Here is a 13,362-nt window from a genome sequence, read left to right on the forward strand (position 1 = left end):
CAAAAAAATGACAGGTGATCGGTTGCGCGATGCCGTAACTATCTATGGGTGCCGGTTTCAGAGGCTGCGATAGGTTAGGGGTTTACCTCTTGATATCGAAATAAACCATGAGCTTACGAAAATCGCTTCCTCAATTCGACGCACGCGACCTTGCCCGCAGTGATCTTGATCCCCTTGAATTAACCCTCAGCCATATGCCCAAGTGGTTGTTGGACGCTGAGCCTCGGCTGATTGACGCGCTGAAGTCATCAATGGCCCTCAGTCATGATTATCACGTCAAGGTCGGAAAGCAGTTTGGCGAGTTAGAAAGTGTCGAGCAATATTGCGCTCCGTTATTGTCTGCCGAACTGCAGCGTCGTTTCCCCGGCGCACTCGACGTTCATCATGACCACGTGTCGTTAGTGCATGTGCACATCGACGGTTTTGATCCGCTGTTCTTAAGGTTGCACCAACATTTGATCCATGCCGAACCTAAAACCTTGCTTTGGGCGGCGTTGCAAAATTTCTCGGCTGATGAAGCGCTTGAGGGCGGCATGCACCCCCAAAGCGCTATTCTTAAAGACGCACAGCGTGATCGGCCAAGCCCGGTACGGCCTTATGAATTTGCCGCAGCCTGTCGCGCGCTGGATTTAGGGCTTAAGTACCAGCTTTATTTACAGCAATTCCTCGGCGTGGCGGCCACAGGTGCCGTCACGCTTACCGCGGAACAATCCACGACGCATGAAAACCTGCAGCGACTCAAGACCTATGACATGCAGGTGGACGCGCACATTGCTTTTCTGAGTAAAAAAGTCAGTGAGCCGGTTTATAAAACGCTGATTGCCTTATTGGTTCCCGATTCAGGATCTGGGGTCAAAGGGACTGTGTACCTGGACGGTAAACCCCTCGTTATAAGTACGTTGTCGATACTGGACACTCAGGTCGACGGTATCATTGTGTTTTCCTCCGATACAGTACTGATGCACCCGGACAATCGGGTAATTCTCTACATCCCCAATGATCCGGAAACGCCGTTTTGTGAGTACGCCTCACTGGCACAGATGACCGCTGAATTAAGGCGTCGTTTATTGGATCCGACGTACCTGCGGTTTTTTACGTGCTTTATTGCGCTTGAGGCCAAACCAGCGTTTCTCCAGCGTGTCAGCGAGAACCCCGAGCATCTCTTTCTTACCACGCCAGTAACGGACCTGGCGCCCGCAGAGTATCTGGTGTCGGTGCAGCTCAAAAACATGTTTGCGGACGCCCGACAATTAGCGGTACCCACTGGCGTGCTGGATGCGGCAGAGCGTGAGCGGCGCTGGCAGCTGTATAAAAATGTCGGGTTGGCGCTGGTGAATGTCGCTGCGCTGTTTGTACCCGAACTGGGCGCGCTGATGCTGGCGGTGGCCGCCGTGAAAATGCTCGGGGAAGTATTTGAAGGTGTCGAAAGTTGGGCTCGTGGTGACATCGATCATGCGCGCGAACACTTTCTGAATGTGGCTAAAGATATTGCGCTCACGGCAGCGGTCGCGGTAGGCGGCGTTGTACTGCAAAAAGCCGTCATTCGCTTGAGTCAGGCCAGCAAGGCTTTTTTAGAGGATTTTGAGCCTGTTCTGCAGGAAGACGGTAGCGCACGGTTGTGGAACAAGAACCTTGAGCCCTATGAAGCCAACCCAAAACCCGGGCCATCACACGAACCGGATGCTTTGGGCATTATCACCGTTGACGACAAACACTATGTCGAGGTGGACGGAAAAACCTATCAAGTAAGGTTTGATCAGACGCTAAAACAATGGCGCACGGTTCATCCAAATCGTATCAACGCGTTCCAGCCTGCGTTGCTGCATAACCAACAAGGTGCTTGGCAGCATGCCCATGAATGGCCCTTGGAGTGGCAAGGCAGTTCAACCTTGATCGGGCGCTTGGGGCGAGATGTCTCCAAGCTTGAGCCGCAGGCGCTACGCTGCGCGCAAAAGCTGACTGATACCTCGGAAGATGTGATGCGCCGTGTGCACCTTGAGCATTTGGCGCCGCCGTTGTTGTTGAGCGACACGCTTGAGCGATTTGTGATCGATCGAAAAATAACCCGTTTCATCAGCCAAATGAGTTCAGGTCTGCATAACGACCCTGAAGCCGCAGAACTGCAACTCAGGCTGCTCCCGTTGTTGCCGCGATGGCCACAAGGCAAAGGGTTGCAGGTGGGGGCGCGGGCGTCGCAGAACATCAGCCACTACGGTCATGAGCAATGGGCTACCACCTCCCGCATTGAGCTGCCCGAGACTGTACTCAAACAAGGGCGAGTACTTGAAAGCGTTCTTGAGCAACTTTCTGCGCAGCAGCGCCAGGTGCTGCTGGCTACAGAAGATGGCACGAACCACACCGCGTTATTGCAAACACTGGTTCGAATGCTCGGCGAACAAGCCCAACAACAACGATGGCAGTTGTTCGAAGGGTTATATGCGCGTTTTAACCGGTCTACCCTGGAGGAAACACGCGCGCTGGAACGTGCCTTTCCCGGGTTGCCCAAAAGGGTTGCACAACGTCTGGCCGAGACAGCCAATGAGCAGGAATTGTTATCGCTTCGTTCTGCCAAGGTGCCTTTGACCCTCGCCGAGCATGCGCGCCTGCACCTGCATGATGTGCGGCTCAATCGCGCCTTCGAAGGTTTTTACCTGCAGAGCCTGGATAATCCCGATACGTTGACACTCGCGCGACATTTTTCGCCCCGACTGCCCGGGTGGCCCGCTGATATTCAGTTGGAGGTGCGTGAACACTCGGTCGTGGGCAAGGTGCTGTGTCGCTGGGGTGATGAAAGCTCAAGTCATCCGCAGGTGCTGGTGAAAACAGCGCACCGCTATCGTCGCTATCAGGCCGAAGATCAACTGTACCGGGCCGTGCCTGGGAGCGAAGCGTGTCTGTTTGAAGCGCTACTGTCAGCGTTGCCCGAGGTGCAATCGCCGGTGTCAGCGGATGTAGAGAGCTTTGCTGGAGCGTTGGCTGAAATAGCCATCAAAGACCGGGATGAATCCGCACGCGTGCTGGGCATGCAACGCCTCAACCGGGGTTTCAGGGCGCCGAGTCGAATGCCTGACGGTCGAGTGGGTTACCCCTTATGCGGATTGAGTGCTGTCAGATATCAACGAGGATTGCAGCGACGGGTAAGGGCTTTATACCCCGATTTTACCGATGAGCAGGTGGTGGAATACCTCGACGCTTTGGTGGAGGGCGGGCTCGACCCATTGAGTGTCGTCCGTGGGCGTAAGCGCGAAGGTAGAGCTTTGGTGCAAAGTTTACAGACCTGGTTGGACGCAGCAATGATGGAAATGCCCTCCTCAGATACAATTTATGACTATGCGGACGGTCGGTTTGAAATGGGTCATGTGATCTTGCAAGCCTGGAAGCGCAATCCCGAGCACATCCCGTGGGCAACGGATGAAGCGGTGTACAGCGTGAACCTTGATGGGTTACGCGTGGGTGATTTACCGGTGTTGCCGGCGAATATCCGCCTGAGTCACATTCATGAATTGAGTTTGAGCAACCTGAATTGCAGGGACACGGCCGATAACTTCTTGAGTCATTTCCCCAGCCTGACCAAGCTTGAGATGGATAACAACCGGATGACACATCTGCCTCAGCAGCTAACCCAAATGCCGAACCTGCGTCGATTGTCGATGGCGCGTAACTTGTTGCGCCTCCAGAGCGAAGACATCAAGGTGATCAATCAGCTCAGCGAGCTCGAAACGCTCAACTTGAACGATAACTCGATCGGGCCTTTGCTGGACCTGAGCTTACTGCCCAAGTTACGTCGGGTGTCACTGCGCCGTACCTTGATCGAAGAATGGCCTCCAGGATTGATTACGCGTCCTTTGCTGCAAAGTGCTGACTTGCGTGATAACGCAATTGTGGAAATTCCGGAGCAGGTTTATCAGGCACCCACCTCGGTCAGTTTGAATGTCACCCTGTCAGGAAATCCGTTGTCAGCCGCCAGTCGTTTACGTCTTGCGCGCTCAATCCTGCAAGGTGGCGATAGCATGGGGATACACAGCGAAGAACTCCTGACGCAAGCCGCGGCCTTTGAATTCTGGACAGGGGGAGTCACTGGGTCTGAAGCGAGGCAGCGCGAAACCCTATGGAATCAACTGCAGGCCGATCCCGCCGCGGATGATTTTTTTGTGATGTTAAGTCGACTGACCGTCACTGCCGATGCTCAAAGCGTGCGCCAGGATTTGAGTCGTCGTGTGTGGGAAATGATTGAGTCGGCGGCGCAAAGCAGCACCCTGCGCCAGGATTTATTTGACCTTGCCGCCTCGCCTCGTAGCTGCACCGACAGCGTGGCGCTTACGTTCAGTGCATTGGAAGTTCAAGTCGAGCTGGCCCGCGTCGCCACACACGGTTCGCCGCGCAAAGACGAGCTGATCAAGCTGGCCAGACGCTTGTTCCGGTTGGATCAAGTGCAAAAAATAGCGGCTGAGCATTACAGTGCCAGCCTGGAAAGCGGCGGTCCCTCCCTTGACGAATTGGAAGTGCACCTGGCGTATCGCGTCGGCCTTGCGCAAACCCTCGACTTGCCGGGGCAGCCTTGGAGCATGCAGTTCAAGTCGTTGGCCGGTGTGTCTCCAGCAGACTTGAAGGTAGCCAAAACTCGCGTCGAAATGGCGGAAAAATCGCCCGAGTTACAGCGCTATGTCAGTACCCGGGACTTTTGGCGTGATTATGTGGCAAGCGCGCACAAGGCTGAATTCAACACGCGCACCGGTCCTTTTTACGAGGAGCTGAATGGCTTGCTGAGACGTTCCCCAGATATGTCCAGCGAGCGTTATTTAAATGAAGCCAGCGGTGTGCGCAGGCATATGGAGGAGACTATCGATCAGTGGTATCTGGAAAAAACCTACATCTACCTTCCAGGCGCTGCGTTCCTTATGTAGTGGCTGGTTTTCCCATTTGAACGGTCTCCAGCCTCCCTGCCACAACGAGTCCACGGCGGTCTCTGCAGAAAACCCCCTGTTTGAACGGCTATTGGCAATTGAAGTTAACCCTCGCGTCGCTTGCTTGACCTAACGCACAAGACCTCAGGAGGTGAACCATGCAAATCGAATACGTTTGGATTATTTTGGCGGCGCTGTTGGTGCTGGTTGAGTTATGGGCGATTAATTGTGTATTGCGCAGTGGGAGCCGTGCGGAGACCAAGATGCTGTGGGTGGTAGTGATTGTCTTCGTACCGCTGCTGGGGTTGATCCTGTGGGTGCTTACCGGGCCGAAAGCGGTGGTCAAGGCCGACACCGGCGTTGAACACGGCAAGCATTGAGTGCAACGAATGCACACTGTGGGAGCTGTCAGCTCCCACAGAAATCTGGCTTTATGCGTTAGCGCTCAATGCCTTGCTGATCGCCTGGTTGAATGCCGGCAAGTCGTCCGGTGTGCGTGAGGTGATCAGCGTCCAGCCATTGGCCTGGCACGTCTTGGCCTCGGCATCCACCCAGTCAGCGGCACCGGCGTTGACGAGATCGATACGCACACTTTTATACGACGTGAGGGTTTTGCCGCTGACCACTCCGGCGTCAATCAAGGTCCAAGGCCCGTGGCAGATGGCGGCTATGATTTTTCCGGATTTGACGAAGTCATTGATCAAGCGCAGCGCGCCCGGGTCCTGACGCAATGTATCTGCGTTCACGGTGCCGCCCGGGATCACCAAGGCATCGAAATCGCTGCCCAGCAGGTCCGACAGCTTGGCATCGGATTCCACGGTTTGGTTTTTCTCGGTGTCATGGAGAAAAGTCTGGGTGGTACCGCCTTCGCTTGAGGCATGGGTCACTATGGCGCCGGCCTCGCGCAAGGTATGCAGCGGTTGCAGCAATTCATCCCGTTCGATGCCGGTGTTGGAAGTGATGATCAGAACTTTCTTGCCGTGCAGTTGTGAACTCATGGTCAGTGTTCTCCTGGTGGGTTTGCCGGGGTACTAGGGTGTTGAGGGGCGCACCGGCAAAAGGTTTAAATTAATCAGGCGTTTCCCCAATAAAAAACCATCGGAGCAAAAAGAGTTGTCCACGAAAACCGTGGGTATCTCTGTGGATAACCCGATGTGAGTCCGACGAGAAGGGCGATTTCGAGGCAGGTCAATATTTAATCAGGTTCAGCTGAAGGTCCCGATTGGCTGGGCTTGCGCTTGACGTACAGAGGAAAAGCCAGTGCTGGATTACCTGTCGCGCTCAGGTGCCGTGGGGCAGGTGGACACCCGTGCAGGTGGGAACTTGACGCTGGCCGGCCAGCCCCTACATGCTCCACCTTCCACGCTCAAGGATTGCCCATGGACAACAGCCCCGTACGTATCAATGCCGAGGAACTGCTCTCGGACAACTGGTATCTGCTGAAAAAATATAATTTCGACTTGCGCCGTCGCGATGGTCGTTGGCAAGCCCAGACCCGCGAGGTGTATGACCGCGGCAACGGCGCGACGATTCTGTTGTACAACGCCGAGCAACGTACGGTACTGCTGATTCGCCAGTTCCGCATGCCGGCCTTCGTCAATGATCACCACGGCTACCTGATTGAAACCGCCGCCGGCCTGCTGGACAACGCCAGCCCCGAAGAACGCATTCGCCTGGAAGCCGAGGAGGAAACCGGTTACCGGGTCGGCCATGTGGAGAAAGTCTACTCGGCGTTCATGAGCCCTGGCTCCGTGACCGAACGCATTCACTTCTTCCTTGGCGAATATCAGCCTGGCGATCGCGTAAGCGAGGGCGGCGGGCTGGAAGATGAGGGCGAAGACATTGAAGTGCTGGAGTTGGGGGTCGATGAGGCCATTGCCATGGTCGCGCGTGGCGAGATTGTCGACGGCAAGACCATCATGCTGCTGCAATACCTTGAATTGCGGTTGCTCAAGGCAGCCCTGAGCGACTAGGCGCAGGGCGCAGGCGTGACGGCGACCCGGTAACGCTCATCGAAATCATCCGCCAACTGCGCCAGGGTAACGTTACCCAGACGCTGCAGCAGTAACGCCTGGGCGTCATCAAACGCCTGGGTCAGCGCCGCGTTGACGGCTTGCTCCACCAGGCACTGCGGATGATCGGTGGACAGCCCAATGGCAAAGATCGACGGCGTGCCGAGCGCGGTGTGGATGTCCAGCAGGGTGATATCGCTCAATGGCTTGCCCAGGGTCCAGCCGCCCTGATGGCCCTTTTCGGAGCGCACATAACCGTTTTGCTTGAGCAGGCCCATAGTGCGGCGCACTACCACAGGGTTGGTGCCGAGCATCTGCGCGAGGGTGTCCGAAGTCGTCCGCTGATCGTGGCGGTCCATGTGGATCAGGACGTGGAGCATGCGCGAAAGTCGGGTGTCGTTTCTCATCGGGGTCTCGTGAAGGGCAAGGCGGAGCGCCAGTAAGTATCGTTCGTAACGATTTAAGTTGCGAGACTATTGACGAAGTATTTTTATGTAACTTATGGTGTGTCGTGAGCGCCTTTGAACCTCAAGGGCTAACAGAGAGGTGATCCTCATGGTTTACGACGCAATCATCGTTGGCGGTAGCTATGCCGGCCTTTCTGCGGGTTTGCAACTGGCCCGCGCCCGTCGTCAGGTGCTGGTGATCGATGCGGGGCTGCGGCGTAATCGTTTTGCCGCCACTTCCCACGGTTTCCTTGGCCAGGATGGCGAAGCACCCGGTGTGATCGCCGCTGAAGGGCGGGCGCAGTTGATGGCATATCCAACGGTTCGCTGGGTGAAGGACAGCGCTGTGCAGGCGCAATCCGAGCAGGCGGGTTTCTCGATACGCACGTTACACAGTGGCGCATTCAATGCGCGCCGCCTGATCCTCGCGACCGGCGTGGTGGATGACTTGCCGGACGTCGAGGGGCTGGCCGAGCGCTGGGGGCGCAGTGTGTTCCATTGTCCTTACTGCCATGGCTATGAACTGGATCAAGGCCGTATCGGCGTGCTCGCTACCTCGGCGTTATCGATGCACCACGCGCTGATGCTGCCGGATTGGGGGACCACCACGCTGTTCACCAATGGCGTGTTTGTGCCGGACGCCGAGCAACAGGCGCAACTGGAACGACGCGGTGTCACGGTGGAAAGTGCCGCCGTGCGCCAGATCGCTGGCGAGCGGGCGGATGTCGCACTGGAGGATGGACGGGTCGTGCCTTTGGATGGCCTGTTCACGATGCCTCGCACCCGCATGGCCAGCCCGCTGGCCGAACAGTTGGGCTGTGAATTTAACGAGGGGCCGATGGGCTTGTTCATCCAGACCGGAGAAACCCGCCAAACCACGGTGCCCGGTGTGTTTGCCTGCGGTGACGCGGCGATTGCCGCTGGCTCGGTGGCGCTGGCAGTGGGCGAGGGCGTACGGGCTGGAGTGGGGGCGCATCAATCCTTGATCATGGGGTAAGGCGGGCTGATCGACGCTCGCCGGCACCCTGCAAAGGTGCGTGAGCGAGCGTCGATGATCAGCCTGGCGGCGGGGGTTTAGCGCACCAGGCACGGCCGTTTGTTATCGAACGTCCAGCCGGGAATCATGAACTGCATGGCGACGCTGTCATCGCGCGCCCCCAGGCCCATGCCTTTGTACAGTTCGTGAGCGTGGGCCACGGCGTCCATATCGATATCCACGCCCAGCCCGGGTTTGGCGGGCACCTGAATATGCCCCTCGACGATCTGCAGTGGAGCTTTGGTCAGGCGCTGCCCGTCCTGCCAGATCCAGTGGGTGTCGATGGCGGTAATCTCGCCCGGCGCGGCGGCCGCTACCTGAGTGAACATTGCCAGGGAAATATCGAAGTGGTTGTTGGAATGCGAGCCCCAGGTCAAACCCCATTCATGGCACATTTGCGCGACTCGAACCGAGCCTTGCATCGTCCAGAAGTGCGGGTCGGCCAAGGGGATGTCCACCGACTGCAATTGGATGGCATGTCCCATTTCCCGCCAGTCGGTGGCGATCATATTGGTGGCGGTCGGCAATCCGGTGGCGCGCCGGAATTCCGCCATCACTTCGCGTCCCGAATAGCCATTCTCCGCGCCACAAGGGTCTTCGGCGTAAGCCAATACATGATGCTGGTCACGACACAGGGCGATGGCTTCTTGCAATGACCAGGCGCCGTTCGGGTCCAGGGTAATACGCGCGTCGGGGAAGCGTTCGGCGAGTGCCGTGACCGCTTCGATTTCTTCAGCACCGCGCAATACGCCACCCTTGAGCTTGAAGTCGTTGAAACCGTATTTGGCTTTGGCCGCTTCCGCCAGGCGCACAATGGTCTCCGGGGTCATCGCCTGCTCATGACGCAAGCGGAACCAGTCATCGGCACTGGCTTCACTGCGGTAAGCCAGATTGGTTTTCTGCCGATCACCGATGTAAAACAGGTAGCCCAGCATCTTCACCGCGTCACGCTGCTGGCCTTCGCCCAGCAGTGCCGCCACCGGTACCTCGAGAAACTGCCCGAGCAGGTCCAGCAATGCGGCTTCCATTGCGGTGACGGCATGAATGGTGATGCGCAAATCAAAGGTTTGCAGGCCGCGCCCGCCGGCATCGCGGGCGGCGAAGGTACGGCGCATGGCATTGAGGATGCGCTGGTATTCGCCAATGGGTTTGCCGATCACCAGGCTGCGGGCGTCTTCCAGGGTTTCCCGGATACGCTCGCCACCGGGGACCTCACCCACACCGACGTGCCCGGCGCTGTCCTTGAGAATCACGATATTGCGCGTGAAAAACGGGCCGTGGGCGCCACTGAGGTTGAGCAGCATGCTGTCATGTCCGGCCACCGGAATGACCTCCAAGTGCGTCACGACGGGAGCGCTGCGGGCGTGGTGCTGATGTTCTGTGTGCATGATGTCTTCCTTACTTGCTCAAGGCGGGGGCAGGTTGCAGCGTGGACGGGGTCGACGAGCCGGGCAGGGTCTTGGCGAAAAACACCAGGATGGCTGCAATGACCGAAGTCCCGGCCAGGCCATACAGGCCACCCTGGATCGACCCGGTGGTCTGTTCGAGGAAACCGAAGGTGGTCGGCGCGACAAAACCGCCAAGGTTGCCGATGGAGTTGATCAGCGCGATCACGGCCGCCGCGATCCGTGCATCCAGATAGCCTTGCGGAATCGGCCAGAACAGCGCGGACGCGGACTTGAAGCCAATGGCGGCAAAGCAGATGGCGATAAAGGCAAAGATCGGCCCACCGGTGGTTGAGAGGAACATACCGGTGGCGGCAATTAACAGGGCGACGGCAACCCAGGCTTGCTGAAACCTGAACTTGCCGGCCAGGGTGGCAAAGGCGTACATGGCAATAATGGAGATCAGCCAGGGGATCGAGTTGTAGAACCCCACCTGAATGTCGCTCAGGTCGCCCATTTTCTTGATGATGCTCGGCAGCCAGAAGGTGGCGGCGTAGATGGTCAGCTGGATGCAGAAATACAACGCGCAGAACAGCATGATCTGGCGATCCTTGAGCAGCGTACCCAAGGTTGGCTTGACCGTGATGGCTGCGTCCCGCAATTGTTGCTCACGCTCGATTTCACCGACCAGCACGTCCTGCTCTTCACGGCTGAGCCACTTCGCATCATGGGGTTTGGAGTCCAGCCAGTACCATACGAATGCGCAGAGTACGACCGAGGCCATGCCTTCGATGATGAACATCCACTGCCAGCCATGCAGCCCGAGACCGGTGATTTGCAGCAGTACGCCGGAGAGCGGACCGGACACCAATGAAGCAATCGCCGAACCGCTGAGAAAGATTGCAATCGCCTTGCCGCGTTCCGCGCCTGGCAGCCAGCGAGTGAAGTAGTAGATCACGCCGGGAAAAAAACCGGCCTCCGCGACCCCCAGCAGAAAACGCAGGATGTAGAAGTGGGTTTCGTTCTGGATAAACGCCATCAAGGTGGCGGTAATGCCCCAGGTGAACATGATCCGTGTCAGCCAGATACGCGCGCCGACCTTTTGCAGGAGCATGTTGGAGGGCACTTCAAACAGCGCGTAGCCGATGAAAAACAATCCGGCGCCGAAACCGTAGGCCGCCGCACCGATGCCCAGATCATGCTCCATGTGTGTACGCACAAAGCCGATGTTGACGCGGTCGATGTAATTGACGATGAACATGATCACAAAAAGTGGCAGCACATGCCGCTTCACCTTTTGGATTGCGCGAGCCAGGACTGGATCGATGGCAGGCGCAGCTGTCGCAGGGGTTGGAGGATTCACGAGGTAGAACTCCCACTGGTTTATTGTTGTGCGGGGGACGGTCTGGTTGGCAGAGGATGTCTGACAACTTGATAGACATCATACAACTCGCTTTTTTAGGCTGGCAATGGGATTGATATCAGGGGTTGCGATTATTTTTGTTCTAGAGGCGTGTTTTTCGGAGTTGTTTGAGGAATAAAGACGTTCGGTTTCTTTCGGCTGAAAAGCTCTGGCTTATCGAATGTAGGGAATTGTTGAGCGTTGTCATACAAGTGGAGGCGTCTTTTTTGGCAAGTGGGGTGCTAGTATGGGAGCGCTACCCTGACCGGAAATTTTCATGCAAAACGACAGTCCCTCCCAGCAGCGCAAACGCCCACAAGGTCTCGCCCATGACATCGTCACGGCGTTGACCCAGCATATTTTGCTTGGGCAGATGGTGCCGGGTGAAAAGCTGCCGTCCGAATCCACCCTCGTTGCCGAGTACGGCGTCAGTCGCACGGTGGTGCGCGAAGCGATTTCCAAGTTACAGGCTGCGGGGCTGGTGGAAACCCGACACGGCGTGGGCAGTTTTGTGCTGGAGCGCGACGAGCGTCGCGGGTTACATCTGGCCCACGACACAGCGGTCAGCGTGCGCGGGATCCTCGAGCTGCGCCTGGGTCTGGAAACCCAGGCGGCGGCCTTGGCGGCAATGCGCCGTACTGATCAGCAATTGCTGCAGATGCGCCAGGCCCTCGATGACTATCAGGATTCGCTGGCGAACAACGACAGCAGCGTCGAACCGGATGTGCGCTTTCATCGCTTGATTGCCCAGGCCACCGGCAACACCTATTTCACTGATGCGATTTATCACTTGGGACACTCAGTAATTCCGCGCACCCGGATCAATGCGCAGGAGCGCGGTGATGTTGACCTGATGAAGCTGGGGCAAATGGCGAATCTTGAACATGAGGCGATTCTCAAGGCGATCCGCCGGCAAGATCCCGATGCGGCTCGAGCGGCGATGTGGCTGCATTTGAGTAATAGCCTGGAGCGTATGACGGGGGAGTAAGCGCGAGGGGCGAGGGGACTGATTGGGGGATATTGGCGGTTTACGGAGACCTGAAAGATTAGCTTTGAATCGCATAATCAAAACGGTTTTTCAGGTCACCCATTTTTTCAACACGCTTCGGTCAGTCACCCCGCCCCTTTGGGCATAGGTATCTACACAACTTTGCCTCAACGCTTAAATCCAAGCAGATAGGGCTGTTGTGGCGAGCGGGCTTGTCCCGCGCTGGGCTGCGAAGCAGCCCCAGTAAGCCGAATGCGGTGTATCAGATACATCGTAGCGGCTGGTTTTGGGGCAGCTTCGCAGCCCAACGCGGGACAAGCCCGCTCGCCACAGGGACATTCGTCAGTTTCTGAAAGTTGTGTAGATGCCTATGCCCTTTGAGGAGAGGGTTAGGGTGAGGGGTGGATCTCAGGCCAAACCCAAAAGTACCATCCACCGCACCGATCAAAACCGCTCTTCAGCGTATTACCTGACTTCATAAATCTTGAAAAGAGACCAATAAACGCACCCAACCCCAGGGGCATTTTCTTCAATACGAGACCGCCATGGGAACGTAGCCTGCAGGTCACCCACCACCTGTCATCTCAAAAGGGAAGTGCAATGAGTCTGATCATGTCCATGGCTGCCTTCGCCCTGGCAACCTCGATTACACCGGGACCGGTCAATGTGGTCGCCCTGAGTACCGGAGCGCGTTTTGGTTTTGCGGCCAGCCAAAAACACGTGGCCGGCGCAGCGCTGGGATTTACCTTGTTGCTAGTGTTGATCGGCCTGGGGCTGCATGAATTGCTGGTGCGCTGGCCGGCATTGACCCTGGGCATTCAATGGGGCGGTGTGGCCTTTTTGCTGTACATGGCCTACAAGCTGGCGGTGGATGATGGTCGACTCGATGCGCAGGGCACCACAGTTGCGCCCTCAATGCTATATGGCGCGATCATGCAATGGCTTAATCCCAAGGCGTGGTTGGCTTGCGTCGCGGGCATGGGCTTGTTTGCCGCACAGGGGGAAGCGACCCGGGTCTGGCAATTGGCGTCGGTGTATCTGGTGGTGTGCTACCTGTCGGTGGCGTGTTGGGCGTATGTCGGCACGTTCTTGCGTCGCTACCTGAGCAATGCTCGTGGCATGCGCCTGTTCAATCGGGCGATGGCGTTGCTGTTGGTGATCAGCGTGGTGTACCTGTTGCTGGCCTGAT

Annotated in this window: 10 protein-coding genes; 6 read left to right on the forward strand and 4 right to left on the reverse strand. The window is 57.2% G+C overall.

Going from position 1 to position 13,362, the window contains the following annotated elements:
* Positions 1–107 precede the first annotated feature (107 nt).
* The gene (locus tag BLU75_RS09190) at positions 108–4,904 is read left to right on the forward strand and encodes an NEL-type E3 ubiquitin ligase domain-containing protein (protein WP_084380829.1); all 4,797 of its coding nucleotides are present in this window, start codon (positions 108–110) and stop codon (positions 4,902–4,904) included.
* Positions 4,905–5,062: 158 nt separating this feature from the next.
* On the forward strand, positions 5,063–5,284 hold the full coding sequence (locus BLU75_RS09195) for a PLD nuclease N-terminal domain-containing protein (protein WP_084380830.1): 222 nt from the start codon (positions 5,063–5,065) through the stop codon (positions 5,282–5,284).
* A gap of 51 nt (positions 5,285–5,335) precedes the next feature.
* Here the strand turns inward: BLU75_RS09195 and BLU75_RS09200 are convergent, their stop codons facing one another.
* Entirely contained in the window at positions 5,336–5,902 is a 567-nt protein-coding gene (locus BLU75_RS09200; protein WP_084380831.1) for a type 1 glutamine amidotransferase domain-containing protein, read from the reverse strand.
* Between the two features lie 381 nt (positions 5,903–6,283).
* On the opposite strand from BLU75_RS09200, the gene BLU75_RS09205 reads away from it, so the two are divergent.
* Complete coding sequence (locus tag BLU75_RS09205) at positions 6,284–6,877, forward strand: NUDIX domain-containing protein (RefSeq protein WP_084380832.1); 594 nt, start codon at positions 6,284–6,286, stop codon at positions 6,875–6,877.
* Here BLU75_RS09205 and BLU75_RS09210 read toward each other — a convergent pair.
* A complete protein-coding gene (locus BLU75_RS09210) occupies positions 6,874–7,323 on the reverse strand; it encodes an Rrf2 family transcriptional regulator (protein ID WP_084380833.1) in 450 nt (149 codons plus the stop codon). The two genes, BLU75_RS09205 and BLU75_RS09210, sit on opposite strands and share 4 nt — an antisense overlap.
* A gap of 148 nt (positions 7,324–7,471) precedes the next feature.
* On the opposite strand from BLU75_RS09210, the gene BLU75_RS09215 reads away from it, so the two are divergent.
* A complete protein-coding gene (locus tag BLU75_RS09215; RefSeq protein ID WP_084380834.1) occupies positions 7,472–8,359 on the forward strand; it encodes an NAD(P)/FAD-dependent oxidoreductase in 888 nt (295 codons plus the stop codon).
* Positions 8,360–8,436: 77 nt separating this feature from the next.
* On the opposite strand, the gene gudD is transcribed toward BLU75_RS09215, so the two are convergent.
* Together gudD and BLU75_RS09225 are read right to left on the reverse strand one after the other, a co-directional pair.
* Entirely contained in the window at positions 8,437–9,786 is a 1,350-nt protein-coding gene (gene gudD / locus BLU75_RS09220; RefSeq protein ID WP_084380835.1) for a glucarate dehydratase, read from the reverse strand.
* A 10-nt stretch (positions 9,787–9,796) separates the two neighbouring features.
* The gene (locus BLU75_RS09225; protein WP_090221428.1) at positions 9,797–11,146 is read right to left on the reverse strand and encodes an MFS transporter; all 1,350 of its coding nucleotides are present in this window, start codon (positions 11,144–11,146) and stop codon (positions 9,797–9,799) included.
* A 316-nt stretch (positions 11,147–11,462) separates the two neighbouring features.
* On the opposite strand from BLU75_RS09225, the gene BLU75_RS09230 reads away from it, so the two are divergent.
* Positions 11,463–12,173 carry a FadR/GntR family transcriptional regulator gene (locus tag BLU75_RS09230; protein WP_084380837.1) on the forward strand — a complete coding sequence of 237 codons (711 nt, stop codon included), beginning with the start codon at positions 11,463–11,465 and terminating at the stop codon, positions 12,171–12,173.
* A 600-nt stretch (positions 12,174–12,773) separates the two neighbouring features.
* A complete protein-coding gene (locus BLU75_RS09235; RefSeq protein WP_084380838.1) occupies positions 12,774–13,361 on the forward strand; it encodes a LysE family translocator in 588 nt (195 codons plus the stop codon).
* Position 13,362: the final 1 nt, after the last annotated feature.

Source organism: Pseudomonas mucidolens (assembly GCF_900106045.1).
Classification (GTDB): Bacteria; Pseudomonadota; Gammaproteobacteria; order Pseudomonadales; family Pseudomonadaceae; genus Aquipseudomonas; species Aquipseudomonas mucidolens.